Raw genomic sequence first — 25,283 nt, forward strand, 5'->3', positions numbered from 1 at the left:
GGAAACCGAACGACATGTCCGAGCAGAACACCACCGTGCAGAGCGACATCCGAGGCGTGCTGATCCAGGTGTCCGGCGCCCGCCTGCTGCTGCCCAACGCCACCATCGCCGAAGTGCTGTCCTATGCGCCGCCGGAGCCGATCGCCGAGGCGCCGCATTGGCTGCTCGGCCGTCTGCGCTGGCGCGGCTGGCAGCTGCCGCTGATCGCGTTCGCCGAGATGGCCGGCTTCGCCAACGAGAATGCCGCGCTGGGCAGCAAGGTCATCGTGCTGAAAGCGCTGGGCGGCGATCCGCGCGCGCCGTACTTCGCGATCCTGACCCAGGGCTTCCCGCGCCTGGTCACGGTGTCGCAGGACGGCCTGCAGCTGGACGCGAATCAGGAAGGCATCCCGCAGGGCGTGCATGCGCGCGTCGTGCTCAACGAGGACGTGGCCTACGTGCCCGACCTGGTCGCGGTCGAAGCCCTGATCGGCGGCGCGCTCGCGCAGGCCGCCTGAGCGATATCCCCGCACGCAGCGTGGGCGTCACCGCGACCTCCGCCGCCCCGCCGCGTTACTCCTCTGTCGATGCGCTGCGCGGCCTGACCGTCGCGGCGATGCTGCTGGTCAACAATCCCGGCGACTGGGGCCACGTCCACGCGCCGCTGCTGCACGCGCCCTGGCATGGCTGTACGCCGACCGACCTGATCTTTCCGATGTTCCTGTTCATCGTCGGCGTGTCGATCGCGCTGGCCCTGAACCCGCGCCTGGAGCGCGGCGACGCGCGGGGCGCGCTGAGCCGCACCGTGCTGACCCGCGCCGCGCGCATCCTCGGCCTGGGCCTGCTGCTGCACCTGTGCGCGTGGTGGGCGTTCGATCTGGCGCACTACCGCGTGATGGGCGTGCTGCAACGCATCGGCCTATGTTTCGGCGCGGCCGGGCTGTGCGCGATCTGGCTGCCGGCGCGTGCGCAGTGGCCGCTGCTGATCGCGCTGCTGGGCGGTTACGGCCTGTTGTTGGCCGCGGGCGGCAGCTACGAGCCCTACGCCAACCTCGCCAGCCGTTTCGATACGCAATGGCTGGGCGTCCACGTTTACCAACTGGAGCCCGGCCGCGGCCGCGGCCACGATCCCGAAGGCCTGCTCAGCACCTTGGGCGCGTTGGCGACGACCCTGCTCGGGCTGCGCGCGGGCGGTTGGCTGCGTGCCGGACGCGTGAGCGCTCTGTGGCTCGCCGGCGCCGTGTGCATGGCGCTGGGCTATGCCGCGTCCTACGTCCAGCCGCTCAACAAGAACCTGTGGACGTCCAGTTACGTGTTGTGGACCGGCGGTATCGCCTGCTGGACGCTGGCGGCGTTCCACCTCGCGATCGACCGGCACGGCTGGCCTGCGCTCGGCCGCGCCTTCGGCGTCAACGCGATCGCGGCCTACGCCGGCTCGGCTTTCCTGCTGTATGCGCTGGTCGCTGGCGGCTGGCTGGAGCCGCTGTATCGGCACGCTTTCGCGGCTTGGATGACGCCGCGTTTCGGCCCGACTCTGCCGTCGTTGGCCTATGCGCTCGCGTTCGTGGCGCTGTGGTGGGGCGTGGTGCGGCTGCTGGATGCGCGGCGGATCTACTTCAAGATCTAGGTCTTCCAGATCGAGGTCTTCAATATCCGGGCGTCGTTCTCAGGCCAGATCGCCGAACCGCGCCTGCAAGGCCGCGATCGCAGCCAGACCCGCGGTTTCGGTGCGCAGGATGCGCGGCCCGAGCTTGAGGCCGGCGAAGCCGGCGGTGCGCAACTGCTCGCGGTCCAGGGGCGACCAGCCGCCCTCGGGGCCGATGGCGAGATAGACCGGCGCGCCCTCGTCCACGGCCAGGGTCGAGAACGCGAGTTCGCCTTCCGGATCCAGGATCAGGCGCAAGCCTCCGGCCGGCAGCGCGGCCAGCGCCGCGGTGAGCGACAGCGGCGCGGCCACTTCGGGCACCTGCGCGCGGCCGCTTTGTTCGCAGGCCGAGGCGACCACGCTGCGCCAGTGCGCGAGCCGCTTCTCGGCGCGCGCCTCGTCCAGCTTGACCTCGCTGCGCTGCGACCACAGCGGATGCAGCGCGGCCACGCCGAGTTCGGTCGCCTTCTGCAGGATCAGGTCCATCTTCTCGCCGCGCGCGATGCCCTGCAGCAGGATCAGTCGCAGCGGCGATTCGCGGTCGACCGCGGAAGCCTCGCCGATCGCCACCCGCAGCTCGCGCTTGCCCAGTGCGACGATGCGCGCCGGGTAGTCGTGGCCGTCGCCGTTGAACAGCACGCAGGCATCGCCGACGCCCAGCCGCAGCACCCGCGCCAGATGCGTGGCCGGTCCCTCGGGCAGGGCGATCTCGCTGCCGGCATGCAGGGTCTGGTCGATGTGGACCCGGGTCAGCCTCATGCCTGCGCCTCCGCGACCGCGTGATCGATGGCCTCGCGCGTGGTGCGCGCGAGCAGTTCCAGCGCATCGTCGTCGATGCAGTAGGGCGGCATCCAGTACAGCACATCGCCCAACGGCCGCAGCAGCACGCCTCGTTCCAGCGCCGCGCGATAGGCGCGCAGGCCGATCCGCGCGGCCGGGTCGAACGGCGTGCGCTTGTCGCCGCCGCGGCTGAGTTCGAAGGCGACGATCATGCCGGCCTGGCGCGCATCGGCGACGTGGGCATGCGCGGCCAGCGGTTCGGCCAGCGCGGCCATGCGCGCGGCGGTGGCGCGGTTGCGCGCGACGATGTCGTCGCTGGCGAAGATGCCCAGCGAAGCCAGCGCCGCGGCGCAGGCCAAGGGGTTGCCGGTGTAGCTGTGCGAATGCAGGAAGGCGCGTTCGCGCGAATCGTCGAGGAAGCCGTCGTAGATGGCCTGCGTGGTCAGCACCGCAGCCAGCGGCAGCGCACCGCCGGTCAATCCCTTGGACAGGCACAGCAGGTCGGGGGCGATGCCGGCTTGTTCGGACGCGAACATCGTGCCGGTGCGGCCGAAGCCGACCGCGATCTCGTCGGCGATCAGGAACACGCCGAACTCGTCGCACAGCGCGCGCACGTGCCGCAGATAGGAGGCGTCGTGCATGCGCATGCCGCCGGCGCACTGCACGCGCGGCTCCAGGATCAGCGCACAGACCTCGCCGGCATGGCGTTCGAGCAGGGCACGCAGGCCGTCGGCGGCCTGCTGCGCGCGCTGTGCCGGGGTTTCGCCGGGCTCGCACAGGTAGGTGTCCGGCGAGGGCGCGAACAGCGCCTCGGCCAGCAGCGGCGCGTAGACGCGGCGGTACAGCGGGATGTCGCCGACCGCGAGCGCGCCCAGGGTTTCGCCGTGGTAGCCGTTGTCCAGGGCGATGAACTTGGTGCGCCCGGTCACGCCGCGGTTGCGGAACCAGTGGAAGGCCATCTTCAGCGCGACCTCGACCCCGGCCGAGCCGTTGTCGGCGTAGAACACCTTGCTCAGCGGCGCGCGGCCGGGCTCGCGCGGGGCGATCCGGAGCAGGCGCTCGGCCAGCTCCACCGCCGGCGCGTGCGAGCAGCCGGCCAGGATCACGTGCTCCAGGGTGCGCGCCTGGGTCGCGATGGCCTCGGCGATGCGCGGCTCGGCATGGCCGAACAGGTTGGTCCACCAGCTCGAGATCGCGTCCAGGTAGCGGCGCCCGTCGCGGCCGATCAGCCACGGCCCCTGGCCGCTGGCGACCGGCAGCAGCGGCAGCGTGTCGGGGTGCTCGCGCATTTGCGTGCACGGGTGCCAGAGCACGGCTAGGTCGCGTTTGCGCCAGGCTTCGGCCTCGGAGACGCCGCCCTCTGCTAGCATCGCGGCATGCTGATTCGTTTCCTGCATCCGGGCATTATCCCGCCTTTTGCGCCCCGCACACCTATCGCAGGAGCGGTCTCGTGAGCCGGCGTCTGCCCATTATTCATGCGGTCACCGAGCACGATGCCGGTCCCTACAAGCTGGAACGGCTGGACCTGGAGTTCTCCAACGGCGAGCGCCGCCGCTACGAGCGCCTGCTCGGGCGCGGCCACGGCGCCGTGGTGGTGGTGCCGATGCTCGACGCCGAGACGGTGCTGCTGGTGCGCGAGTACGCCGCCGGCGTGCATCGCTACGAGCTGGGCCTGGTCAAGGGCCGGATCGACGAGGGCGAGAGCGCGATCCAGGCCGCCGACCGCGAACTCAAGGAAGAAGCCGGCTACGGCGCGCGATCGTTGACCCTGCTGCGTTCGCTGTCGCTGGCGCCGACCTACATGAGCCACCAGGCGCAGTTGGTGGTCGCGCGCGATCTCTACCCCGAGCGCCTGCCCGGCGACGAACCCGAAGAGCTCGAAGTCGTGCCCTGGAAGCTCGATCGCCTGCACGAGCTGATCCTGTGCGAGGACTTTTCCGAAGGCCGCAGCATCGCGGCGCTGTTCATCGCCCGCGAATGGTTGCGTACCCAAGCATGACCGACACCGCCCCCGACTATGTAGACACCGCCTTGATCGAAGGCGCGATCGCGATCGCGCGCGCCGCCGCCGCCGCGATCCTGGCGATCTACGAGCAAGACTTCGACGTCGAACACAAGGCCGACGCCTCGCCGCTGACCGCGGCCGACCTGGCCGCGCACCACTGCATCGTCGACGGTTTGGCCAGGCTCACTCCCGACATTCCGGTGCTGTCGGAGGAATCCGCGCACGAGGTGTCGTTCGAACAGCGCCGGCAATGGCGGCGGCTGTGGCTGGTCGATCCGCTCGACGGCACCCGCGAGTTCGTCAAGCGCAACGGCGAATTCACCGTCAACCTGGCCCTGATCGACGACGGCGTGCCGATGTTCGGCGTGGTCCAGGCGCCGGTCGGCGGCGGGCTCTGGTACGGCGTGCGCGGCGGCCGCGCATTCCGTCGCGATGGCGATCAGCAGCGGCAGTTGCAGGTGCGCATCCCCGCGACCGCGCCGCTGCGCGTGGCCGCGAGCCGTTCGCACCGCGACGCCCGCACCGAGGCGTTCATGGCCCGGCTGTCCGATCTCGCCGGCGGCCAGATCGAGCCGATCGGGCTGGGCTCGTCGCTGAAGTTCTGCCGGATCGCCGAAGGCGGCATGGACATCTACCCGCGCTTCGGCCCGACCAGCGAATGGGATACCGCCGCCGGCCAATGCGTGCTCGAAGCCGCGGGCGGTCAGGTGCTGGATCCCAGCGGCCGGCCGTTCCGCTACAACCAGCGCGCGCGCATCCTCAACGGCGACTTCATCGCCGTCGGCGATCCGGCGCTGCCCTGGCGGGAATGCCTCGATGGCTGACGGTACCGAACTGCCCGACGGCATCGCCGGCCTGATCGCGATCATGGCGCGCCTGCGCGCCCCGGTCGGCGGCTGCCCCTGGGACGTCGAGCAGACCTTCGCCACTATCGCCCCGTACACGGTCGAGGAAGCCTACGAAGTCGCCGACGCGATCGACCGCAACGACCTGCCGGCACTGAAGGACGAACTCGGCGACCTGCTGCTGCAGGTCGTGTTCCACGCGCGCATGGCCGAAGAGCAGGGCGCGTTCGCGTTCGCCGACGTGGTCGCGGCGATCAGCGACAAGATGGTGCGTCGCCACCCGCACGTGTTCGCCGGTGCCAGCGTCGAGGACGCCGAAGCGCAGACCGTGGCCTGGGAAGAGCAGAAACGGCGCGAGCGCGCGGCCGCCGGCGAGGCCGACACCTCCGCGCTGGCCGGCATCGCCCGTGGCCTGCCGGAATGGCAGCGCGCGGTGAAACTGCAGAAGCGCGCGGCCTCGGTCGGTTTCGACTGGCCCGAGGTGACGCCGGTGATCGCCAAGCTGCACGAAGAGATTGACGAAGTCCGCGCCGAGTTCGCCGCCGTCGCCGCCGCGCCCGAGGACGCGGCCGCGCGCGACCGCCTTGAAGACGAGATCGGCGACCTGCTGTTCGTCGCCGCCAATCTGGCCCGGCACGGCAAGGTCGACGTCGGCGCCGCGCTGCGGCGCGCGAACCTCAAGTTCGAGCGCAGGTTCCGGGCGATGGAGGCCCTGGCGGCAGCGGAGGGCACGTCGCTGGCGCAGCGTACGCTCGAAGAGCAGGAAAATTATTGGGAACGCATCAAGCGCGAAGCCCACGGCGGAGCCTGAAGCGGCGGTTCGAGCGCCGGACGGATGGGCCGGGTACGAATGCCAGCGGCGTACAGTAGGTGCGAGGCTTGTTCGTTGGGTCGGCGGCGACACCGCTCCGGCCCTGGGATGGACGCCGAGCCGTAACCATAGGAGGACAGGGACATGCCCACTCGGTTCGCCAGTTTCCGCGAGTTCTACCCCTTCTATCTAAGCGAACACAGCAACCGCACCAGCCGCCGCCTGCATTTCATCGGCAGCTGCGGGGTATTGGCGTTGCTGGCGCTGGCCCTCGTCCAGGGCCGCCCCTGGCTGCTGCTGGCGGCCTTGTTCTGCGGTTACGGCTTCGCCTGGGTCGGGCATTTCTTCTTCGAGAAGAACCGGCCGGCGACCTTCAAGCACCCGCTCTATTCGTTCGTGGGCGACTGGGTGATGTTCAAGGACATCCTGACCGGCAAGATCCGCTTCTAACCGGCTGCGGTTCCCAGGCTCACTCCAGGAAGATCAGCCAGGCCGCGACCACGATCATGCCGAAGCCGGCCCAGTGGTTCCACTTCAGCGGCTGCTCCAGGTACCAGGCCGAGAAGCCGGCGAACACCAGCAGGGTGATGACCTCCTGCAGGCCCTTGAGCTGCGGCGCCGAGTAGACCGCGCTGCCGATGCGGTTGGCCGGGACCATCAGGCAGTACTCGAAGAAGGCGATGCCCCAGCTGACCAGGATCGCGGCGGTCAGCGGCGCCGACTTGTACTTGAGGTGGCCGTACCAGGCGAAGGTCATGAACAGATTGGAGCCCAGTAGCAGCAGGATCGGGTACAGGCGGTCGGCGAGCATGGGTGCGGTTCGTACGGGAAAGTGGGGCAGCTTAAACCCCACGCCTTCACGGTGCGTCCACCCTGGTCGCGGCAATCTTCACAAAACTGAAGGGAACTGGAGATCTGCATGCAGGGCACTAGAGACGGGGGCTTGGTCCTGATCGTGGAGGACAACCGCAATATCTCCGAGATGGTGGGCGAATACCTGGAAGGCCGTGGTTTCGAGGTCGACTACGCCGCGGACGGCCTGGACGGCTACCGCCTGGCCGCCGAAAACAGTTACGACGTGGTCGTGCTGGACCTGATGCTGCCGCGCCTGGACGGCATCGAAGTGTGCAAGCGCCTGCGCGAAGAAGCGCGCAAGTCGACGCCGGTGCTGATGCTGACCGCGCGCGACACCCTGGACGAGAAGCTGACCGGCCTGAGCGCCGGCGCCGACGATTACCTGACCAAGCCGTTCGCGATCCAGGAACTCGAGGCGCGCCTGCGCGCCTTGATCCGGCGCGAGCGCCGCCAGGTCGGCGGCGAGGTGCTCAAGGTCGCCGATCTGGTGCTGGACCCGGCCAGCCTGCGCGTGACCCGCGGCGGCAGCGAGCTGCAGCTCTCGCCCATCGGCCTGCGTTTGCTGACCATCCTGATGCGCGAATCGCCGCGCGTAGTCAGCCGGCAGGAGATCGAGCGCGAGATCTGGGGCAACGGCCTGCCGGACTCGGACACCTTGCGCAGCCATCTCTACAACCTGCGTAAGACCATCGACAAGCCGTTCGGCAAGCAACTGCTGCACACCGTGCAGAGCGCCGGCTACCGGGTCGCGGACATCTCGCAACCGCCGGACTGAGCCTGTCGCCATGCCGCAGGGGTTGCCGCGCAAGATCAAGCTTGCCTTCATCGCGCAGGCTTTGATCGGCAGCATCGTGATTACGCTGGGCATCGGCCTGGCGGGATTCGCGGTGCGCAACCTGGTGCTCGAACAGCGCATGCAGCGCGAAGCCGATGCGTTCTGGGCTGGGTATGCGCGCAACCCGCAACACCCCCTGCCCATCACCTCGACCACGGTCGGCTACTTCGTCGCCGCCGGCGCCAGCGAAGAGGCCCTGCCCGCGGCCGCGCGCGGCGTCGTCCGACAGGGGATGAACGAACTGCCGGGCGACGAGCGCGTGATGCTGGTCGACCGGCGCAAGGCGGGCACGTTCTACCTGTTGTATTCGTCGGAGCTGATCGACGAGGCGATCGTGTTCACCGGGCTGGGCTCGCTGCTGCTGTCGTTGTTGACCATGTACTTCATCTCCTGGCTGACCTACCGCAACACCAAGCGCCTGGTGACGCCGGTCAACCGCCTCGCCGCCGCGGTCGCGCACTGGGACCCGCGCGATCCGCGCGCCGCCGCCGTGTCCCTGGAGGACCTGCCCGGCGAGATCGGCAGCGAAGTGCGGCAGCTGTCGGCCGCGCTGCGCGGCCTGGCCCAGCGCCTCGGCGACTTCGTCCAGCGCGAGCGCGATTTCACCCGCGACGCCAGCCACGAGCTGCGCACCCCGTTGACCGTGATCCGGGTCGCCACGGACCTGATGCTGGGCGACCCGGAAACGCCGGTGCGCGCGCAACGCTCGCTGGCGCGGGTGCAACGCGCCGGGCGCGACATGGAAGCGGTGATCGACGCCTTCCTGATCCTGGCTCGCGAGGCGGAAGTCGCGCCGCAGAGCGAGGAATTCCCGGTCCGCGAGATCGTCGACCACGAGGTCGAGCGTGTGCGGCCGATGCTGACCGGCAAAGAGGTCGAGCTCAGCGTGACCGACGACGGCGCACCGAGGCTGCTGGCGCCGCCGCATGTGCTCAGCGTGATGGTCGGAAACCTGCTGAGCAACGCGGTGCGCTTCACCGATTCCGGCCGCATCGAAGTGCGTCTGGCCCGCGACCGCATCGAGATCCGCGACACCGGCATCGGCATGTCGGCCGAAACCCTCAACCGCGCCTTCGATCCGTTCTACCGCGCGGATTTCTCCGGTGTGGACGGCAAGGGCATGGGGCTGTCGATCGTGCGCCGGCTTGGCGAACGCTTCGGCTGGCCGGTCCAGCTCAGCAGCGTGCCGGGACAGGGCACGGTGGCCGTCATTCGCTTCAACCGCTGAATCCACAGGCCGCACGCCGGCATCGGCATGGGCGCGATCCGGCCCGGGCCGCGCTGCGACGCAATCGCATCTCCCAGCATCCATGGAATGCCCGAACGGTCGCAGGACCAGTGCGGGTCGGTACCGAGCGCGCCCGGCTTGCCGCTAAGCTGAGCGCGCCGTGACTGCGGCCCCGCCCGGGAACGAATCCAGTTCCCGGCCTGTCAACCGAAAGCGGCCACGCGCGTTGCCGCCTCCATACCTTCCAGCCAGAACCTCATGAGCGCAGCCCGCAAGCCGCAGTCGTCCGTTCGCAAATCCTCGCCCTGGATCCGCCGCGCCGTCGTCGCCGCGGTGCTGCTGGCCCTCGCCGGCGGCGGTTACTACTACTACCGCCAGCGCAACGCCGAGGCCGAGGCCGCGGCCTACCGCACGGCCAAGGTCGAGCGTGGCGACATCCGGGTCGCGATCTCGGCCACCGGCGCGCTCGCCGCGATCTCGACCGTCGACGTCGGCAGCCAGATTTCCGGCCAGGTCACCGACGTGCTCGTGGACTTCAACGACCGCGTGACCAAGGGCCAGGTGATCGCCAAGATCGATCCCAGCACCTATCAGGCGCAGATCGCGCAGGGTTCGGCCCAGGTCAACAGCGCTCGCGCCGGTCTTGCCACCGCGCAGGCGACGCTGCGCAACGCCGAGCTCGATTTCCAGCGCAAGTCGGCCCTGGTCGAACGCCAGCTGGTCGCGCGCAGCGACGCCGACCTGGCCCGCGCCGCGCGCGATCAGGCGCGCGCGCAGGTCGCTGCGGCGCAGGCGCAGATCAACCAGCAGATCGCCTCGACCCAGACCTCCCGCCTGAACCTGGAGCGCACCGTGATCCGTGCGCCGGTCGACGGCGTGGTGCTCACCCGCACGGTCGAGCCGGGCCAGACCGTCGCCGCCAGCCTGCAGTCGCCGGTGCTGTTCCAGATCGCCGAAGACCTGTCGAAGATGGAGATCGTGCTGGCCATCGACGAAGCCGACATCGGCCAGGTCAAGGCCGGGCAGAGCGTCAGCTTCACCGTCGATTCCTTCCCCGACCGGCAGTTCCGCGGCAAGGTCCAGCAGGTGCGCATATCGGCGACCAACACCAGCAACGTCATCACCTATCCGGTGGTGGTGTCGGTGGACAACGCCGAGCAAAGCCTGCTGCCGGGCATGACCGCCAACGCCGAGATCGAAGTCAGCCGTCGCGACGACGTGCTGCGGGTCAGCAACGCCGCGCTGCGCTACAAGCCGGCCGAAGAGGACGCGGGCGCGCAGGCCCAGGCCGGTCCGGGCGGCCCCGGTGGCCAGGGCGGCGGGGCGCGCGGCGGTATGGCTACCGACCTGCCGCGCGTGGCGCAGCAGCTCAAGCTCTCGCCACAGCAGCAGGTCGTGTTCGACGCCGCGCTGGAGGCGATGAAGCAGCGCTCGGCCGCGCGACAGGCCACGCCTGCCGCGAATGGCGGCGGCAGCGCGCTGTTCGGCGGCGGTCGCGGCCCCGGCGGCCCCGGTGGCGGCATCGTGATCCGCAGTGGCGGCGGCAGTGCCGGCGCGGCGATGGGCGCGCTGCGCCAGCGCATGCAGGAACGTTTCAACCAGCAGTTCGCCGAATTCCGCGCCGCCCTCGATCCGCAGCAGCAGGCGCGCTGGGACAGCGAAATCGCGGCCCTGCTCAATGCGCGCCGTGCGCCGTTGTACAAGCTGGTGAACGGCAAGCCCGAGCAGGTCATGGTCCGGGTCGGCGCCAGCGACGGCAGCTGGACCGAGGTTTCGGGCAATATCCAGCAGGGCGACGAAGTCGTCGTCGGCAGCGGGCGCAGCGCGAAATGAGCGAGGCGGCCGCCACCGCCGCCGGCGCGGTGATCGAAACGCGCGCGCTGGGCAAGGTCTATTCGCCCGGCACCGAGGCCGAAGTGGTCGCGCTGCACGGCGTCGACCTGCGCATCGCGCGCGGCGATTTCGTCGCGATCATGGGCCCGTCGGGTTCGGGCAAGTCGACCCTGATGAATCTGATCGGCTGCCTGGACACGCCCAGCAGCGGCCAATACCTGTGCGACGGCGTCGATGTGGCCACGCTCGACGCCGAGGAACGCGCGGTGCTGCGGTTGGAGAAGATCGGTTTCGTGTTCCAGGGCTTCAATCTGCTGCCGCGCATGAGCGCGCTGGAGAACGTGGCGATGCCGATGGGGTACGCCAACGTGCCGCGCGAGGAGCGCATGCAGCGCGCGCGCGAGGCCCTGGCGGCGGTCGGCCTGGCCGAACGCGCCGGACACCGGCCCAGCGAGCTGTCCGGTGGTCAGCAGCAGCGCGTGGCGATCGCGCGCGCGCTGATCAACCGGCCGCCGATCCTGCTCGCCGACGAACCCACCGGGGCGCTGGACACCAAAACCGGCGAAGAGATCCTGGCCCTGTTCAAACGTCTGCAAGCCGAAGACCACACCGTCGTGCTGATCACCCACGACCCCGACGTCGCCGCCCACTGCGACCGCGTGTTCGCGATGCGCGATGGCGAACTGCACGAGCAGCGCGAGGCGTCGGCATGAACTTCCTCGAAGTCCTGCGCACCGCGGTGTTCGCCCTGCGCGGCAACTGGCTGCGCAGCGCCTTGACCTCGCTGGGCGTGATCATCGGCATCGCCGCGGTGATCGTGATGGTCTCGGTCGGGCAGGGCACCCAGGCCGAGATCGACAAGCTGGTCTCGGGCCTGGGCTCGAACCGGCTCGACATCAGCTCCGGCGCCGGCCGCGGCGCCGGCGGCGCGCGCCAGAGCGCATCGAGTTTCTTCACCTTGAACGAAGGCGACGTCGAGGCGATCCGCGAAGAAGTGCCGGAAGTGCAGTACGCCGCCGGTTCGCTGCGCGGCGGCACGCAGGTCGTCTACGCCGAGAACAACTGGTCGACACAGTGGCAGGGCGTGCAGCCGGATTTCTTCGAGATCAACGGCTGGACCATCGCCGCGGGCAACGGCTTCGAGTCGCGCGACTACAGCGGCGGCGGCAAATCGGTGATCCTGGGCGAGACCGTGCGCCGCGAACTGTTCGGCGACGAGGACGCGGTCGGCCAGACCATCCGTCTGGGGCGGGTGCCGTTCACCGTGGTCGGCACGCTCAAGCCCAAGGGCCAGGGCGGTTTCGGCCAGGACCAGGACGACGTGCTGCTGGTGCCGCTGGAAACCGGCCGCCGCCGCCTGCTCGGCGCGATGGGCCTGCCGCCCGGCGCGGTCATGCAGATCGCTGTCGGGGTCGGCCGCGCCGAAGACGTGGACTACGCGCAGGGCGAGATCGAGGCCCTGCTGCGCCAGCGCCACAAGATACAGCCCGGTGCCGATGACGATTTCAACGTGCGCAACATCGCCGAAGTCGTGGCCACGCGCACCGCCACCACCAACCTGATGTCCAAATTGCTGGGCGCGGTGGCGACGATCTGCCTGATCATCGGCGGCATCGGCATCATGAACATCATGCTGGTGTCGGTGACCGAGCGTATCCGCGAGATCGGCCTGCGCATGGCGGTCGGCGCCGGTCCCGGCGACATCCGCCGCCAGTTCCTGGCGGAGGCGATGGTGATCGCGATGATAGGCGGCGTGATCGGCATCGCGATCGGCGTGGTCGGCGCGCTGCTGGTCGGAAAACTCGGCGCGCTGCCGGTGGCGCTGAACGCGCAGGTGGTCGGGCTGGCCGCGGCGTTCTCGATCGCGACCGGCCTGTTCTTCGGCTACTACCCGGCGCGCAAGGCTTCGCTGCTGGACCCGATCGAGGCGCTGCGGCAGCAGTAGCGGTTCATCCTCGCGGCGTGCCGCGCCGGCCACGACCACCGGCACGGGCGGGCGCCGCAGCGGCCTGGCATCGTGCGCCGGACGACCCGGAGCGGAGTGGACATGAGCAAGTGGCGGCTATTGGCGCTGTTGTTGTTGCAGGCGTTCGGCGCGCAGGCCGCGGACCTGGCGGCGTCGCCGACGACGGTGACCATCCTCGGCGTCGATCATGCCGCGCAACTGGTCTCCGAGCGCGACCAGCCGGCGCTGCTGGAGGCGTTCCTGGATCGCGTCGAACCCGATGCGGTCTGCATCGAGCGCGCGCCCGAATCGTACGCGCGCAACGACTACTACGAGTTCACCTACGAGGTCCAGGACGTGGTGGTGCCGTTCGCGCGCCGCAGCGGGATCGAGCTGTGCCCGATCGACTGGGAGCCGCCGATCGAAGACCAGCGCCTGGGTTTCGGCATGAGCTTGGACGTGCCGCCGGAGCTGCGCCTGCTCAAGGGCTTCCCCAGCTTTCTCAGCTTCGGGCCGGAGGCGCTGAAGCGGGATTTCTTCCGTGCCGACGATCCGGCCAATCTGCAGAAGGTTACGAATTGGGCGTCGACCCCGGCCGCGCGCGGCAAGGACGATCTGCCGCGCCGGCTGTATTTGTACCGGACCTATATGCAGGCGCGCCGCATCGCCGCGGCCGCGCGCGCGCATCCGGGCGGCACGGTGGCGGTGGTCGTCGGCGAGTTCCACAAGCACGACATCGAGGCGATCCTGAAGGACGAGCCGGGCCTGCGCCTGATCCAGCCCTCGAGCTTCGGGCGCCCCAGCGCGGGCGACGTCGCCGCGCACGACCGGACCGAATACCGCGCCGCCATCGCCAGCTTCAACTTGCTGGGCCTGCAATCGCTGTCGGGTGCGGTGGACTACGGTTACGTCGCGCGCGCCGTGGAAGCGCTGGAAGCGAACGGCGCCACCGCGCAGACGCGGCTGTTCCGGACCCGCCTGGATCTGCTGCAGGGACGGATCCGGCGCGAGGAAGCCGTCGAGCGCTATCGCGCCATCGCTGCCGAGGCCGGCGATGCGAAGTTCTCCTGGAACGGGGTCAAGGACGCCGCGCGCGTGGATTCCTACTTCGATCCGTTCGGCAATCTCGATGTGCGCCGGCGTGCCTGGTTGGAAGCCGCGCGGGAGACCTGGGCCATGGGCGACGGCGCCGCTGCGAACGCCTTGCTCGACGCTTGCGCCGACGGACTGAGCCCGCGCCAGCGCAATCAGCTGCGGGCTTACTGGGAGCGCGACGTGGCGACTACGGCGGCCAAGCGGCCCTAGCATCCCCAAGCGTCGCGCCGGCGGCTATCCTCGCCTTAGTCGAAGGAGACCGCCATGCGCCTGCCGATCCTGCTGTTGAGCCTCGCCGCCATGTCCAGCACTGCCGCCCACGCCCAAACCCCGCCTGCCGGCGAACGCCCGATCGCCCTGGTGATCCACGGCGGCGCCGGCTTCGTGCCGCGCGATTCGCTCAGCGAAGCCGACCGCAAGGCCGCGCACGCCGATCTCAATCGCGCCCTGGACGCCGGCTACGACGTGCTCAAGAGCGGCGGCAGCGCGCTGGACGCGGTCTCGGCGACGATCGTGGTGCTGGAGGATTCGCCGATCTTCAACGCCGGCAAGGGCGCGGTGTTCAACGCGCGCGGCAGTCACGAGCTGGACGCGTCGATCATGGAAGGCCACACCCGCCGCGCCGGCGCGGTTGCCGGCGTCACCACGGTCAAGAACCCGATCAAGCTGGCGCGCGCGGTGATGGAGCACAGCCCGCACGTGATGATGGCCGGTGGCGGCGCCGAGGCGTTCGCCGACACGCGGCCGGAGATCAAGCGCGTACCCAACAGTTATTTCGACACCCCCAAGCGCCGCGAGCAGCTGGAGAAGGCGCAGCGCGAGGAGGCGGCCAAGGGCAAGCGCGAAGCCAACGCTGCCGGCGATGCGCCCAAATACTTCGGCACCGTGGGCGCGGTCGCGCTGGATCGCCAGGGCCACATCGCCGCGGCCACCAGCACCGGCGGCATGACCAACAAGCGCTACGGCCGCGTCGGCGATTCGCCGGTGATCGGCGCCGGCACCTGGGCCGACGATCGCTGCGGCGTGTCGGGCACGGGTTGGGGCGAGTTCTACATCCGCTACAACGTCGCCCACGACATCTGCGCGCGCGTGGCTTATCGCGGCGACAGCTTGCAGGCGGCCGCGGACGAGGTGGTCAACAAACTGGTGCCCGCGGCCGGCGGCGACGGCGGCGCGATCGCGCTGGACCGCGAAGGCCATATCGCGATGCCGTTCAACAGCGGCAGCATGTTCCGCGGCTGGATCAAGCCCGATGGCAGCCGTGGGACGGCGATCCACGAAGAGGAGTGAGGCTCGGCGCTAGCGCTGAACTTCAACCTCGTTCCGGAAAATCTGACGCCGTGCATCGAGCCCCTCTCCCGCATGCGGGAGAGGGGTTGGGGTGAGGATGCGTCGCGAGCGTCGAACTCCACCCGCTGCCCTCATCCGCCCTGCGGGCACCTTCTCCCGCAGGCGGGAGAAGGGAAATGCAAAAGCGGCGCCGCGGTCGGCGGCGCGGCCTTACCAGGTTACGCCCCCTGCTGCTGCGACCACTCCTGCATGCGGCTCTGCATCTCCTCCTCCGACACGTCCTCGACATGCGTGGCCAGAGTCCATTTGTGGCCGAAGGGATCGACGATGGTGCCGGTGCGGTCGCCCCAGAACTGGTTCTGCAGCGGCTTGTCGACCTTGCCGCCGGCCTTGACCGCCTTGTCGAACGCGGCGTCGGCGTCGGCGACGTAGATCATGAAAGCGGTGGTCGCGCCGCCGCGGGTCTTGGGGCTGAGCGCGTTCATCTCCGGCCACTCGTCGGACATCATGATCACCGAGTCGCCGATGCGGATCTCGGCGTGGCCGATCTTGTCGCCCATCGGCAGGCGATAGATTTCGGTCGCGTCGAGCGCGCGCACGTAAAAGTCGATCGCGGCGGCGGCATCGTGGACGATCACGTAGGGCGTGACGCTGTGGTAGCCGTCGGGGCGGGGCTGTACTGCCATGTCGGTGTCTCCTGGGTGGGCGAAATGGGTTGGAATCGGTTGGCTGAAATCGGTTGGCTGAAATCGGTTGGGCGGAATCGGCCAAATCGCCAGCGGCCGGTCGGTCCGCGAGTATCGGATCGACCGCGGTCCGATGAGCTGCTCGGCGGCGGGGATGCTGAACGGTTCGATTCTCGGAGGCTGAGACGGCGGCGGCTCGGCGCGGGCCATCGGCGCCGCGGCGGCAGGGATATTCGGAGCGGTCCGGGGGCGGACGCATGGCCGAATGCTGTCGTCGATGCCGAGACCTCCCGGATCGAGCCCCAGCGCATGCCGGCCGCGTCGTCCTCGGCCCGGCCCGGCGGCCGCAAGTTCATCGCCGGCCGCGACCTCGGCCCGCGTGCCGCACCGGGTTTCCAGACCGGCGAGCCGTACACAGCGGGACATGGCCCTGCTCCCGAGTGGTCCGGGGCGGCGAGGGTAGCGCCGGCGGCGCTAAGCGGACGCGAAAACCCCGTGTCGGCCCCGTGACCGCCGCATCCAGCACGGTCCCGCCGGGGCGACCGGGCGGGGCTTGTGGCAAAATCCATGCCCTGTAGCGGCCGCCGGCTGCGCCCACCGGCCCGTCCGGAGAGAGCCCGACCCCTCATGCCCATGACCGAGCAGTCCCGCCGCGGCCGCGCCGCCGCGTCGCCCTCCCTGCCGAGCCCGTGCCCGGTCGCTCCCTTGCTTCCCGCTGCCTGAGGCCGCCATGGCAGACGAATTCGGCCACATGCCGCGCGGTCCTGTGCGCGTTCTCAAAGCGGCGAAGTGGTCCATGCAGGGCCTGCGCGCGGCCTGGCTGCACGAATCCTCGTTCAGGCTCGAAGTCTGCCTGTTCGTGGTGCTTGCGCCGCTGGGCTGGTGGCTGGGCCAGACCCCGGTCGAGCGCGTGCTGCTGATCGGCTCGATGCTGCTGGTGCTGAGCATCGAACTGTTGAACTCCGCGGTCGAAGCCGTGATCGAACGCTACGGCCCGGAATTCCACGAACTCGCCGGCCGCGCCAAGGACATGGGCTCGGCGGCGGTGTTCGTGCTGATGATGAATGTGTTGCTGATCTGGGGCGCGATCGTCGTGCCGCGCCTGTTCTGAGCGCCGCCGCCCCACACCCGCCGCGCGCCGCGTGCGCGCCCGAAACGTTTTGCAAAGCCTAGGAAATCCGCAAGTGATTGAGATGCTCTCCGATCCGCAAGTCTGGATCACCCTGGTCACCCTGAGCGCGATCGAGATCGTGCTCGGCATCGACAACCTCGTCTTCATCTCAATCGCGGTCAGCAAGCTGCCGTACGCGCAGCGCGAGAAGGCGCGCAAGTTCGGTATCGCCGTGGCCTGCATCACGCGTATCGCCCTGCTGTTGACCCTGGCCTGGCTGGCGGGCCTGACCAGCGACCTGTTCTCGGTGTTCGGCCAGGGCATCTCGGTGCGCGATCTGGTCCTGATCCTGGGCGGCGCGTTCCTGCTGGTGAAGGGCTCGATGGAAATCCGCGACCTGGTCGCCGGCGAAGACGAGTCCGAGGACATCCACACCAAGCCGGCGGTGTCGTTCATGGCGGTGATCGCGCAGATCGCGGTGATCGACATCGTGTTCTCGCTGGACTCGGTGATCGCCGCGGTCGGCATGGCCAGCCACACCCCGGTGATGGTCGCGGCGATCCTGCTAGCGGTAGCGGTGATGCTGCTGGCGTCCAAGCCGCTGGGCGAGTTCATCGACCGCAACCCGACCATCAAGATGCTGGCGCTGGCCTTCATCGTCCTGGTCGGCGTGTATCTGATCGCCGACGGCTTCGAGCTGCACATTCCGAAGGGCTACATCTACGGCGCGATGGGCTTCTCCGCCCTGGTCGAGTGCCTCAACCTGTGGGCCAAGCGCCGCGCCCAGGCCCGGGTCCAGGCCGACTGAGCCGCTCCGGCCCGCGGCGTCGCCGGTCCGGCGACGCCGCAGCCTGCGCGCGACCCTCACGCGCCGTCCATTGCAAGGCGCGGACGCGGGTGTTGGAATGCTCCATCCTCACGAAGGAGTTGCGCCATGCGTAAGCTCATGATGTCGCTGCTGTTGGTCTCGGCGGCCGCGCTGCTCAGCGGTTGCGGCTACAACACGATCCAGCAGAAGGACGAAGCGGTGAAGGCGTCCTGGTCGCAGGTGCTCAACGTCTACAAGCGACGTGCCGATCTGGTGCCAAACCTGGTCGCGACCGTGAAGGGATATGCCAGCCACGAGCAGCAGGTGCTGACCCAGGTCACCGAAGCGCGCTCCAAGGTCGGCAGCATCAACGTCAACGCCGACGATCCGGCCTCGGTGCAGCAGTTCGAGCAGGCGCAGGGCGAACTCAAGAGCGCGATCGGCCGCCTGCTGGTGGTCAGCGAAAACTATCCGCAGCTCAAGGCCGACCAGAACTTCCTGCAGCTGCAGGCGCAGCTGGAAGGCACCGAGAACCGCATCACCGTGGAGCGCCAGCGCTACATCCAGTCGGTGCAGGACTACAACACCTACGTGCGTTCGTTCCCGCAGAACCTGACCGCGATGATCTTCGGCTACAAGGCCAAGCCCAACTTCTCGGTCGAGAACGAGCAGCAGATCCAGGAAGCGCCCAAGGTCGAATTCGGTCAGCCGGCCGCGCAGCCTGCGCCGCAGCAGCAGCCGGCTCCTCAGCAGCCTGCTCCTCAGCAGCCTGCTCCTCAGCAGCAGCCGGCCCCGGCGGGCTGAGCGGCGCGGCGGCGGACGCCGGGCGATGATGCAGCGACTCGCGATGGCAGGCCGCGCCTCTTGGCGCGGCTGGGCCTTGCTGCTGACGCTGTGGCTGGTCTGCGCGGTCGCACAGGCGCAGACGCTGGCGCCGATCCCGCCCTTGGATTCGCCGGTGATCGACACCACCGGCACCCTCGACGCCGCGACCCGCCAGAGCCTGGAAGCGCAGGCGCGCGCGCTGCAGCAGCGCAAGGGCAGCCAACTTCAGATCCTGATCGTTCCGAGCACCCAGCCGGAAGAGATTTCGCAGTACTCGGTGCGCGCCTACGACCAGTACAAGCTCGGCCGTAGCGGTACCAACGACGGCGCGCTGCTGGTGGTCGCCAAGGGCGATCGGCGCGCCTGGATCACCACCGGTTACGGCCTGGAGGGGGCGATCCCGGACGCGACCGCGTTCCGCGTGATCCAGGAATACCTGCTGCCGAAATTCCGCGCCGGCGACTACGCCGGTGGCGTCACCGACGCCAGCGCGGCGCTGGTCAAGCTGATCGACGGCGAAGACCTGCCGCCGCCGATGGCCGACCACCGTGTCCAGGGCGACGGCGGTGGCGGCTTCCTGTTCGCCCTGTTCGCGGCCTTCATCGTCGCCCAGATCGCTCGCGGCATCTTCGGCCGCGCGCCGCGGCCGCTGCGCGCCGTGCTCGGCGCCGGCGCGGCCGGCGGAGTGGCCTGGTTGATCTCGTCCTTGCTGCTGGTCGGCGGCATCGGCGCGCTGATCGGCCTGGTGATGGGCCTGATCAGCGCACCCAGCGGCCGTTTCGCCCGCGACGCGGGCTGGGGCGGCTGGGGTGGAGGCGGCGGCGGTTGGGGCGGCGGAGGTTTCGGTGGTGGTGGTGGTGGCGGTGGCTGGTCCGGCGGTGGCGGCATGACCGGCGGCGGCGGAGCGGGAGGCAGCTGGTGAACGGAGGCCCGCACTGATGCGACTGCTCAAGCACCTGTTCGCGCCGTCCGCGCAACGCTTGTTCCCGGAAGAGCGCCTGCGCCGCATCGCCGCGGCGATCGCCGCCAGCGAACTGCGCCATACCGGCGAAATCTGCTTCGCGGTCGAACCTGGCCTGCACCCGCGCGCCGTCTGGGCCGGGCGCCAGGCCCGCGCCGCGGCGATGGACGCGTTCGCCCAGCTGCGGGTCTGGGATACGCGCGCCAACAACGGCGTGCTGCTGTACCTGCTGTTGGCCGATCACCGCATCGAGATCGTCGCCGACCGCGGCTTCGACGGCCTGGTCAGCGCCGAACAGTGGCGCGGCGTCTGCCAGCTGGTCGAGGATCGGCTGCGCGCCGGCGACCCGGAGGCGGCGGTGCTGGGCGGGATCGAGGCGATGTCGGCGCTGCTGGCCGAGCACTACCCGCGCGCCGAGGGCGATCAGGACAGCAACGAGCTGCCGGACCTGCCGCGGATCCTCTGAGCGGGTTTCGGCGGTCGCCTTGGCTTTATGTGGGAGCGAGGTGAGTCGCGATCGGGCGGTGGCGGCTTGCGCAGGGCGATGGGCTGGCTTGGTCGCGGCTGACGCCGCTCCTACCCCAAGGCCTGGTCGCGCGGGCGGCGGTCGCCGGGCCGGCCGCGACGCATCGTTCCGTCGCAATCGCGGGCCGGTCGGTATCGGGCGAGGCACGCTTCATTTCCCTCGGGCACAATACCGGCATCCCCAACCGCCGGGCCGCTGCACCGCATGATCTACCTGCACCAGATCGATCCGATCGCCGTCCATCTTGGCCCGCTGCAAGTGCATTGGTACGGGATCATGTACCTCATCGGCTTCGGCCTGGCCTGGTGGCTGGGTCAGCGCCGGGTGCGCGCCGGGCGCCTGCCGGGCGTGAACGAACAGGCCTACGGCGATCTGCTGTTCTACGCCATGCTCGGCGTGGTGCTGGGGGGGCGCTTCGGCTACGTGTTGTTCTACGCATTCGGCGACCTGCTGCAGGACCCGCTGATGCTGTTCCGCATCTGGGAAGGCGGCATGAGCTTCCACGGCGGCCTGCTCGGCGTGATGGCCGCGGCCCTGTGGTGGGCGCGCAAGCACCGCCTGCATTTCTTCGACGTGATGGATTTCGTCGCCCCGCTGGTGCCGCCGGGCCTGGGCTTCGGCCGCATCGGCAACTACATCGGCGGCGAACTCTGGGGCAAGTTCACCGAGGCCGGCTGGGGCGTGATCTTCCCGCGCGCGCCGGAGTTCGCCAACTGGACCACGCAACAGATCCAGAGCCAGTACGCGAGCGGCGCCCTCAACCATTTCGCCCGCCATCCTTCGCAGCTGTACCAGGCCGCGCTCGAGGGCCTGACCATGTTCGCGCTGCTGTGGTGGTATTCCAGCAAGCCGCGTCCGCGTTACGCGGTGTCGGGCCTGTTCGCGCTGCTGTACGGCTGCTTCCGTTTCCTGGTCGAGTTCGTGCGCGTGCCCGACGCCAAGCCCGGCTATATCGCCTTCGGCTGGCTGACCATGGGCCAGCTGCTGAGCGTGCCGCTGATCCTGCTCGGCCTGTACTGGCTGTGGCGCTCGCACAGCTCGCCGACCCTGCAACCGCAACCCGCCGCAGCCGCGAAGGACTGAGCCATGCGTCAGTATCTCGATCTGTTGCGCCACGTACTCGAACACGGCAGCGAAAAGTCCGACCGTACCGGCACCGGCACGCGCAGCGTGTTCGGCTGGCAGCTGCGCTTCGATCTGAACCAGGGGTTCCCGCTGGTCACGACCAAGAAGCTGCACCTGCGCTCGATCGTGCACGAGCTGCTGTGGTTCTTGCAGGGCGACACCAACGTCGCCTACCTGAAGGAAAACAAGGTCGGCATCTGGGACGAATGGGCCGACGCCGACGGCGAGCTGGGCCCGGTCTACGGCAAGCAGTGGCGGCGCTGGGCCGGCGCGGACGGGGTCGAGATCGACCAGATCCGCTGGGTCGTCGACGAGATCAAGCGCAATCCCGATTCGCGCCGGCTGATCGTCAGCGCCTGGAACGTCACCGACCTGCCGCGCATGGCGCTGATGCCCTGCCACACCATGTTCCAGTTCTACGTCGCCGACGGAAAGCTCAGCTGCCAGCTGTACCAGCGTAGCGGCGACATCTTCCTGGGCGTGCCGTTCAACATCGCCAGCTACGCCCTGCTGACCCATATGGTCGCGCAGGTCTGCGGGCTGGGCGTGGGCGACTTCGTCCACACCCTGGGGGACGCCCACCTGTATTCCAATCACTACGAGCAGGCACGCGAGCAGTTGTCGCGCGAACCGCGCGCGCTGCCGACGCTGAAGCTCAATCCGCAGGTGAACGACATCTTCGGCTTCCGCTACGACGACATCGCGATCGAACACTACGATCCGCTGCCGGCGATCAAGGCGCCGGTCGCGGTCTGAGCGAACCGCCCGGGGGGGACGGACGATGAGGCGAAGGGGACGTGTCACCGCCGCGTTGGCGCTGGGCCTGGCCTGCGCGATGTGCGCGACCGCGCTGATCGCGGCCGACCCGGTATCCGCGATCGCGGTCGGGCCGGCCGGCTCGATCCGTCTGCCCGCCGACATCGAGGCCGAGGCGGCGATACCCGAGACCACCGGCAACGGCCAGCGCAGCGCGCATCCGCTGAGCCACACCCGCAACGGCAAGACCGCCAAGGCGATGCTGCTGCAATCCTGCGTGGCCGCACCGCCGGACCTGCGCTCGGAAAAGAACCTGGAAATCCTGATGAGCGGGCTGGCGGTGATGCAGCGCCAGACCTTGGGCAAGGTCAACGGCTGGGTGACGCTGGGCGCGCGGCGCGGCTATCGCATGGATTCGGTCCGCGACGCCAGCCAGGCCACTACGATGTGGATGGTACCCATGGGCGAGAAGATGGCCGTGCTGCGCTTCGAGCGCCCGGTCGGCTTCGCGCTGGACGACGACATGATCGAAGCGATCGAGAGGATCGATTTCCGATGCGGCTCAACTCCCTGACCCGGCCCGCGTTCGCGGCGTTGCTCGCAGCGGCCCTGTGGCTGCCGTCGCCGATCCTGCGCGCCGCCGACGGTGCCGACGAACGCGCCCTGGCCGCGAGCGCCTACGACCGGGTCAAGCCGATGCTGCGCGAGATGGCCAAGAAGGCCTACGTGGAAGGCCTGGCCGGCGGCGAGGCGACCGCGTTCGAGGGCTGCAAGGCGGCGTCCACGCAACTGCGCGCCGAACTCGAACGCGACACCCTGCCGGTGGTGCTGGAACTGTTCTTCAGCGCCGAAATGCGGCAACGCCTGGAGAACATCATGGTCGACGTCTACGACGCCGATCAGCTGCGCGTCACCGCCGCCGGCGGCGACCCGCCGACCCGTCCGGAGCAGTCGGCCAAGCTCGCCAGCTCGTTTCAGGAGCTCAGCGTGGATTTCCAGCAGCGCCTGGCCCAGGACAGCCGCATCACCGCCGCGCTCGCCAAGGCGATACAGAACGCGACCGCGCGGGTGGAACAATGCCGCGCCGAGCAGGGCGGTTGAGCAAAGAGTACCGGGGGCAGGCCTGAGGCCGCGCCGCCGCGATAGATCGCAATCACCACAAGGGGAAGGGACGTGTCGAACAAGGGGATTCTGTCTGCCGGCGCGCTGGCGCTGACCATCGTGCTGGCTATGGGCAGCGCGCAAGCGGCGGCGCCGACGAAATACGAGGCCGCGCTGGAACGCTATTACTCGATGACCTACGGCCATCAGATCGACCAGCTCAGCATCGAAGAGCTGTCGGAGAAGTTCCGCGAAGGCGCCATGTCCAAGCCCGAGGCCAAGAGTTGCCCGGCGCTGGGCAAGGCCATCGACGAATTCTCCAAGAACGAGTTCCGCAAGGCCATCACCGACTACTTCCATTCGCCGGAGCTCAAGGCCGAGATCATCGCCGCGATGCGCAAGCGCCTGACCGAGGCCGACTTGGACGCGTTTCTGGCCTTCGTCGACGCGCCGGCCGGCAAGCTCTACCTGGAGCACAGCCAGGCGTCGAATGTCGAAGTCGAGAAGGCGATCAACGACATGACCGACAAGATGGACCAGTCGCCGGCGTTCAAGACCATGATGACCGACATGGTGAGCAAGCTGGTGCCGGTGATGATGACCTGCAGCAAGAAGTAAGCCGGCGCCACGAAGCGTCGAGCGCCGCCGTCGGTAGGGCACTAGCCTAAAGCAGGTTCTCCGTCTAAGCCCCTCTCCCGCCTGCGGGAGAGGGGTCGGGGTGAGGGCAAGCGGCAGCCCGTTCCAGCGTAGGATGCGCAAGCGTTCGCGGACGAGGTGGATGGATGAATCCGATAGCGAGTTGGCATACGTATCCCGGCATGTTCCCGGCGTTGGCCGCGGTCGGGCCGTGGCCGATGTTCAGCGGCGCCGGGCGTCACTTATTGGACTGCGTCTGGTGCGAGCGGCCATGACGCGCTTGTCCCTGATCGCGGCCTTGGACCGCGACCGCGGCATCGGCCGCGGCAACGAACTGCCGTGGCGCTTACCGGACGACCTCAAGCGCTTCAAGGCGCTGACCCTGGGCAAGCCGGTGCTGATGGGGCGCAAGACCGCGCAGTCGCTGGGCCGCGCCCTGCCGGGCCGGCGCAATCTGGTGCTGACGCGCTCGGGCGAGGTGCCGTACGCGGGCATGCAGGCGGTGGCCTCCGTCGAGGCCGCGCTCGCGGTCGCCGTCGAAGACGCGGCGCCGGAACTGTGCGTGATCGGCGGCGGCGAGATCTACGCGCTGTGCCTGCCGGCCGCGACCCACATGCACCTGACCTACGTCGACACCGCGGTCGCGGACGCCGATGCGCACTTCCCGCGTTTCGACGCCGAGGAGTGGCGGGTGACCGTGCGCGAACGCCACGGCGCCGACGAGCGCCATGCGTTCGGGTTCGAGTTCGTCGACTACGTGCGCCTTGGGATGGACGCCTGAGGCGTATCGCCGCGCCGCAACGGTCGAATCGTAGGATGCGGTAAGCCGCAGGCGAACCGCATCGTCGCGCGAATCCGGAAACGGCGACGCTGCGGCCTAGGGCGTGCTCGCGATCGCGCGATCCAGCACCGGCCGGTAATGCCCGGTGATTTCGTAAGCGAACAGCAAGTCGCCCTCTTCGGTGCCGCGCGCGATGTTGTGCAGGATCAGCGGATCGCCGTCCCAGGACTTGCGGTCGGAGACGATGCCGATGTGCGGGGTACCGCCGCCCAGGTCCCAGGTGACGAAGTCGCCCGGACGGTAGTCGGCGCCGCGCTCGCTGATCGGCTGCTGCCAGCCCTGGCGTTCGAACCAGCGCCGCAGGTTGGGCACGCGGCGATGGTCGATGCTGCGGTCGGTGCCGCGCGCGCCCCAGCTTTGCGGGTAGCGGGCGAAGTTGGCGCGCATGTCTTCGTGCAAGGCGCGCTGCAGGTCCAGGCCCTGGGTGCGCAGGGCGCGAATCACCACGTCGGTGCAGACGCCGCGGTCGGCGGCGACGTCGCCGCCTGGGTAGTCCAGGCGCACATAGGTCGGGTCGTAGTAGCGGACCACGCCGACCTGGGCGCGCGCCGCGCGCACCAGCGGGTGCGCGGGTGCGGCCCGCGTCGGTTGGGGCCGTTCGGCAGCGGCGCTCGCCGACGCGGCCGGCGGCGGCGCGGAAGGTTGCGGATCGGCGCAGCCCGCGCACAGGCCCGCGGCCAGCAAGGCGGCGGCCGCACTGCGCAACGCGATTGCCGCTGCGGGGCTCACGCGGCCGGTCGCGGCGGGCGAGGCGGCCGTGG

At 69.4% G+C, this 25,283-nt stretch carries 29 protein-coding genes; 24 read left to right on the forward strand and 5 right to left on the reverse strand.

Going from position 1 to position 25,283, the window contains the following annotated elements:
• Positions 1–14: 14 nt before the first annotated feature.
• Positions 15–497: a chemotaxis protein CheW gene (locus tag ASE10_RS14755; RefSeq protein ID WP_055900543.1), complete on the forward strand. Its 483-nt coding sequence runs from the start codon at positions 15–17 to the stop codon at positions 495–497.
• 20 nt (positions 498–517) lie between these two features.
• On the forward strand, positions 518–1,606 hold the full coding sequence (locus tag ASE10_RS14760) for a heparan-alpha-glucosaminide N-acetyltransferase domain-containing protein (protein ID WP_255355493.1): 1,089 nt from the start codon (positions 518–520) through the stop codon (positions 1,604–1,606).
• A gap of 39 nt (positions 1,607–1,645) precedes the next feature.
• On the opposite strand, the gene ASE10_RS14765 is transcribed toward ASE10_RS14760, so the two are convergent.
• Both ASE10_RS14765 and bioA read right to left on the reverse strand, forming a co-directional pair.
• Positions 1,646–2,383, reverse strand: a complete 738-nt coding sequence (locus tag ASE10_RS14765; RefSeq protein ID WP_055900546.1) for a 16S rRNA (uracil(1498)-N(3))-methyltransferase — start codon at positions 2,381–2,383, stop codon at positions 1,646–1,648.
• Positions 2,380–3,774, reverse strand: a complete 1,395-nt coding sequence (bioA, locus tag ASE10_RS14770; protein WP_055900891.1) for an adenosylmethionine--8-amino-7-oxononanoate transaminase — start codon at positions 3,772–3,774, stop codon at positions 2,380–2,382. The genes ASE10_RS14765 and bioA overlap by 4 nt, the downstream gene beginning before the upstream one ends.
• Positions 3,775–3,854: 80 nt before the next feature.
• On the opposite strand from bioA, the gene nudE reads away from it, so the two are divergent.
• The 4 genes from nudE to ASE10_RS14790 all read left to right on the forward strand — a co-directional run bounded on the left by nudE (position 3,855) and on the right by ASE10_RS14790 (position 6,515).
• On the forward strand, positions 3,855–4,403 hold the full coding sequence (gene nudE / locus ASE10_RS14775) for an ADP compounds hydrolase NudE (protein WP_055900549.1): 549 nt from the start codon (positions 3,855–3,857) through the stop codon (positions 4,401–4,403).
• The gene (gene cysQ, locus ASE10_RS14780) at positions 4,400–5,233 is read left to right on the forward strand and encodes a 3'(2'),5'-bisphosphate nucleotidase CysQ (protein WP_055900551.1); all 834 of its coding nucleotides are present in this window, start codon (positions 4,400–4,402) and stop codon (positions 5,231–5,233) included. The genes nudE and cysQ overlap by 4 nt, the downstream gene beginning before the upstream one ends.
• Positions 5,226–6,065, forward strand: coding sequence for a nucleoside triphosphate pyrophosphohydrolase (mazG, locus tag ASE10_RS14785; protein ID WP_055900555.1), 840 nt, complete (start codon positions 5,226–5,228; stop codon positions 6,063–6,065). Before cysQ ends, mazG begins: the two co-directional genes overlap by 8 nt.
• A gap of 144 nt (positions 6,066–6,209) precedes the next feature.
• Positions 6,210–6,515, forward strand: a complete 306-nt coding sequence (locus tag ASE10_RS14790; RefSeq protein WP_055900557.1) for a DUF962 domain-containing protein — start codon at positions 6,210–6,212, stop codon at positions 6,513–6,515.
• Between the two features lie 19 nt (positions 6,516–6,534).
• Here the strand turns inward: ASE10_RS14790 and ASE10_RS14795 are convergent, their stop codons facing one another.
• The gene (locus ASE10_RS14795) at positions 6,535–6,876 is read right to left on the reverse strand and encodes a DMT family protein (RefSeq protein WP_055900560.1); all 342 of its coding nucleotides are present in this window, start codon (positions 6,874–6,876) and stop codon (positions 6,535–6,537) included.
• A gap of 108 nt (positions 6,877–6,984) precedes the next feature.
• Here ASE10_RS14795 and ASE10_RS14800 point away from each other — a divergent pair, with 108 nt between their 5' ends.
• The 7 genes from ASE10_RS14800 (at position 6,985) to ASE10_RS14830 (ending at position 15,146) form a co-directional block, all read left to right on the forward strand.
• Complete coding sequence (locus ASE10_RS14800) at positions 6,985–7,695, forward strand: response regulator transcription factor (protein WP_055900565.1); 711 nt, start codon at positions 6,985–6,987, stop codon at positions 7,693–7,695.
• Positions 7,696–7,705: 10 nt separating this feature from the next.
• Positions 7,706–8,983 carry a HAMP domain-containing sensor histidine kinase gene (locus tag ASE10_RS14805; protein ID WP_055900568.1) on the forward strand — a complete coding sequence of 426 codons (1,278 nt, stop codon included), beginning with the start codon at positions 7,706–7,708 and terminating at the stop codon, positions 8,981–8,983.
• Between the two features lie 258 nt (positions 8,984–9,241).
• Positions 9,242–10,816: an efflux RND transporter periplasmic adaptor subunit gene (locus ASE10_RS14810; protein WP_055900572.1), complete on the forward strand. Its 1,575-nt coding sequence runs from the start codon at positions 9,242–9,244 to the stop codon at positions 10,814–10,816.
• On the forward strand, positions 10,813–11,529 hold the full coding sequence (locus ASE10_RS14815) for an ABC transporter ATP-binding protein (protein WP_055900575.1): 717 nt from the start codon (positions 10,813–10,815) through the stop codon (positions 11,527–11,529). The genes ASE10_RS14810 and ASE10_RS14815 overlap by 4 nt, the downstream gene beginning before the upstream one ends.
• Entirely contained in the window at positions 11,526–12,761 is a 1,236-nt protein-coding gene (locus ASE10_RS14820; RefSeq protein ID WP_055900577.1) for an ABC transporter permease, read from the forward strand. The genes ASE10_RS14815 and ASE10_RS14820 overlap by 4 nt, the downstream gene beginning before the upstream one ends.
• Before the next feature lie 102 nt (positions 12,762–12,863).
• Complete coding sequence (locus ASE10_RS14825) at positions 12,864–14,066, forward strand: hypothetical protein (protein WP_055900580.1); 1,203 nt, start codon at positions 12,864–12,866, stop codon at positions 14,064–14,066.
• Positions 14,067–14,120: 54 nt separating this feature from the next.
• On the forward strand, positions 14,121–15,146 hold the full coding sequence (locus ASE10_RS14830) for an isoaspartyl peptidase/L-asparaginase (protein ID WP_082559544.1): 1,026 nt from the start codon (positions 14,121–14,123) through the stop codon (positions 15,144–15,146).
• Between the two features lie 218 nt (positions 15,147–15,364).
• Here the strand turns inward: ASE10_RS14830 and ASE10_RS14835 are convergent, their stop codons facing one another.
• The gene (locus ASE10_RS14835) at positions 15,365–15,832 is read right to left on the reverse strand and encodes a VOC family protein (RefSeq protein WP_055900583.1); all 468 of its coding nucleotides are present in this window, start codon (positions 15,830–15,832) and stop codon (positions 15,365–15,367) included.
• A gap of 730 nt (positions 15,833–16,562) precedes the next feature.
• Between ASE10_RS14835 and ASE10_RS14840 the strand changes: the two genes are divergently transcribed.
• The 11 genes from ASE10_RS14840 to ASE10_RS14890 all read left to right on the forward strand — a co-directional run bounded on the left by ASE10_RS14840 (position 16,563) and on the right by ASE10_RS14890 (position 24,462).
• Positions 16,563–16,943 (forward strand): diacylglycerol kinase, encoded by a 381-nt coding sequence (locus ASE10_RS14840; RefSeq protein ID WP_055900586.1) that lies wholly within the window; start codon positions 16,563–16,565, stop codon positions 16,941–16,943.
• Between the two features lie 82 nt (positions 16,944–17,025).
• Positions 17,026–17,751, forward strand: coding sequence for a TerC family protein (locus tag ASE10_RS14845; RefSeq protein ID WP_055900589.1), 726 nt, complete (start codon positions 17,026–17,028; stop codon positions 17,749–17,751).
• A gap of 126 nt (positions 17,752–17,877) precedes the next feature.
• Positions 17,878–18,555, forward strand: a complete 678-nt coding sequence (locus tag ASE10_RS14850; protein WP_056305859.1) for a LemA family protein — start codon at positions 17,878–17,880, stop codon at positions 18,553–18,555.
• Between the two features lie 28 nt (positions 18,556–18,583).
• Positions 18,584–19,498: a TPM domain-containing protein gene (locus ASE10_RS14855; protein ID WP_082586123.1), complete on the forward strand. Its 915-nt coding sequence runs from the start codon at positions 18,584–18,586 to the stop codon at positions 19,496–19,498.
• Positions 19,499–19,514: 16 nt separating this feature from the next.
• Positions 19,515–20,003 carry a TPM domain-containing protein gene (locus ASE10_RS14860; protein ID WP_056104013.1) on the forward strand — a complete coding sequence of 163 codons (489 nt, stop codon included), beginning with the start codon at positions 19,515–19,517 and terminating at the stop codon, positions 20,001–20,003.
• Positions 20,004–20,267: 264 nt separating this feature from the next.
• Positions 20,268–21,146: a prolipoprotein diacylglyceryl transferase gene (gene lgt / locus ASE10_RS14865; RefSeq protein ID WP_056305855.1), complete on the forward strand. Its 879-nt coding sequence runs from the start codon at positions 20,268–20,270 to the stop codon at positions 21,144–21,146.
• Between the two features lie 3 nt (positions 21,147–21,149).
• Positions 21,150–21,944, forward strand: a complete 795-nt coding sequence (locus tag ASE10_RS14870; RefSeq protein ID WP_056305853.1) for a thymidylate synthase — start codon at positions 21,150–21,152, stop codon at positions 21,942–21,944.
• A 25-nt stretch (positions 21,945–21,969) separates the two neighbouring features.
• Complete coding sequence (locus tag ASE10_RS14875; RefSeq protein ID WP_157481013.1) at positions 21,970–22,518, forward strand: hypothetical protein; 549 nt, start codon at positions 21,970–21,972, stop codon at positions 22,516–22,518.
• Positions 22,500–23,045 (forward strand): hypothetical protein, encoded by a 546-nt coding sequence (locus ASE10_RS14880; protein WP_056305851.1) that lies wholly within the window; start codon positions 22,500–22,502, stop codon positions 23,043–23,045. The genes ASE10_RS14875 and ASE10_RS14880 overlap by 19 nt, the downstream gene beginning before the upstream one ends.
• 72 nt (positions 23,046–23,117) lie before the next feature.
• On the forward strand, positions 23,118–23,663 hold the full coding sequence (locus ASE10_RS14885; protein ID WP_056305849.1) for a hypothetical protein: 546 nt from the start codon (positions 23,118–23,120) through the stop codon (positions 23,661–23,663).
• A gap of 289 nt (positions 23,664–23,952) precedes the next feature.
• Positions 23,953–24,462, forward strand: coding sequence for a dihydrofolate reductase (locus ASE10_RS14890; RefSeq protein WP_200949797.1), 510 nt, complete (start codon positions 23,953–23,955; stop codon positions 24,460–24,462).
• Between the two features lie 96 nt (positions 24,463–24,558).
• On the opposite strand, the gene ASE10_RS14895 is transcribed toward ASE10_RS14890, so the two are convergent.
• Positions 24,559–25,251, reverse strand: a complete 693-nt coding sequence (locus ASE10_RS14895) for a DUF1287 domain-containing protein (RefSeq protein WP_235567563.1) — start codon at positions 25,249–25,251, stop codon at positions 24,559–24,561.
• Between the last annotated feature and the right edge of the window lie 32 nt (positions 25,252–25,283).

Origin of the sequence: Lysobacter sp. Root76 (assembly GCF_001428685.1) — a bacterium.
Taxonomy (GTDB): domain Bacteria; phylum Pseudomonadota; class Gammaproteobacteria; order Xanthomonadales; family Xanthomonadaceae; genus Lysobacter.

Coding starts and splice junctions, on each gene's coding strand:
- ASE10_RS14755 (WP_055900543.1), top strand. CDS start 15: ATGTCCGAGCAGAACACCACCGTGCAGAGCGACATCCGAGGCGTGCTG.
- ASE10_RS14765 (WP_055900546.1), bottom strand. CDS start 2,383: ATGAGGCTGACCCGGGTCCACATCGACCAGACCCTGCATGCCGGCAGC.
- bioA (WP_055900891.1), bottom strand. CDS start 3,774: ATGCTAGCAGAGGGCGGCGTCTCCGAGGCCGAAGCCTGGCGCAAACGC.
- cysQ (WP_055900551.1), top strand. CDS start 4,400: ATGACCGACACCGCCCCCGACTATGTAGACACCGCCTTGATCGAAGGC.
- mazG (WP_055900555.1), top strand. CDS start 5,226: ATGGCTGACGGTACCGAACTGCCCGACGGCATCGCCGGCCTGATCGCG.
- ASE10_RS14790 (WP_055900557.1), top strand. CDS start 6,210: ATGCCCACTCGGTTCGCCAGTTTCCGCGAGTTCTACCCCTTCTATCTA.
- ASE10_RS14795 (WP_055900560.1), bottom strand. CDS start 6,876: ATGCTCGCCGACCGCCTGTACCCGATCCTGCTGCTACTGGGCTCCAAT.
- ASE10_RS14800 (WP_055900565.1), top strand. CDS start 6,985: ATGCAGGGCACTAGAGACGGGGGCTTGGTCCTGATCGTGGAGGACAAC.
- ASE10_RS14805 (WP_055900568.1), top strand. CDS start 7,706: ATGCCGCAGGGGTTGCCGCGCAAGATCAAGCTTGCCTTCATCGCGCAG.
- ASE10_RS14810 (WP_055900572.1), top strand. CDS start 9,242: ATGAGCGCAGCCCGCAAGCCGCAGTCGTCCGTTCGCAAATCCTCGCCC.
- ASE10_RS14815 (WP_055900575.1), top strand. CDS start 10,813: ATGAGCGAGGCGGCCGCCACCGCCGCCGGCGCGGTGATCGAAACGCGC.
- ASE10_RS14820 (WP_055900577.1), top strand. CDS start 11,526: ATGAACTTCCTCGAAGTCCTGCGCACCGCGGTGTTCGCCCTGCGCGGC.
- ASE10_RS14825 (WP_055900580.1), top strand. CDS start 12,864: ATGAGCAAGTGGCGGCTATTGGCGCTGTTGTTGTTGCAGGCGTTCGGC.
- ASE10_RS14830 (WP_082559544.1), top strand. CDS start 14,121: ATGCGCCTGCCGATCCTGCTGTTGAGCCTCGCCGCCATGTCCAGCACT.
- ASE10_RS14835 (WP_055900583.1), bottom strand. CDS start 15,832: ATGGCAGTACAGCCCCGCCCCGACGGCTACCACAGCGTCACGCCCTAC.
- ASE10_RS14840 (WP_055900586.1), top strand. CDS start 16,563: ATGGCAGACGAATTCGGCCACATGCCGCGCGGTCCTGTGCGCGTTCTC.
- ASE10_RS14845 (WP_055900589.1), top strand. CDS start 17,026: ATGCTCTCCGATCCGCAAGTCTGGATCACCCTGGTCACCCTGAGCGCG.
- ASE10_RS14850 (WP_056305859.1), top strand. CDS start 17,878: ATGCGTAAGCTCATGATGTCGCTGCTGTTGGTCTCGGCGGCCGCGCTG.
- ASE10_RS14855 (WP_082586123.1), top strand. CDS start 18,584: ATGCAGCGACTCGCGATGGCAGGCCGCGCCTCTTGGCGCGGCTGGGCC.
- ASE10_RS14860 (WP_056104013.1), top strand. CDS start 19,515: ATGCGACTGCTCAAGCACCTGTTCGCGCCGTCCGCGCAACGCTTGTTC.
- lgt (WP_056305855.1), top strand. CDS start 20,268: ATGATCTACCTGCACCAGATCGATCCGATCGCCGTCCATCTTGGCCCG.
- ASE10_RS14870 (WP_056305853.1), top strand. CDS start 21,150: ATGCGTCAGTATCTCGATCTGTTGCGCCACGTACTCGAACACGGCAGC.
- ASE10_RS14875 (WP_157481013.1), top strand. CDS start 21,970: ATGAGGCGAAGGGGACGTGTCACCGCCGCGTTGGCGCTGGGCCTGGCC.
- ASE10_RS14880 (WP_056305851.1), top strand. CDS start 22,500: ATGCGGCTCAACTCCCTGACCCGGCCCGCGTTCGCGGCGTTGCTCGCA.
- ASE10_RS14890 (WP_200949797.1), top strand. CDS start 23,953: ATGACGCGCTTGTCCCTGATCGCGGCCTTGGACCGCGACCGCGGCATC.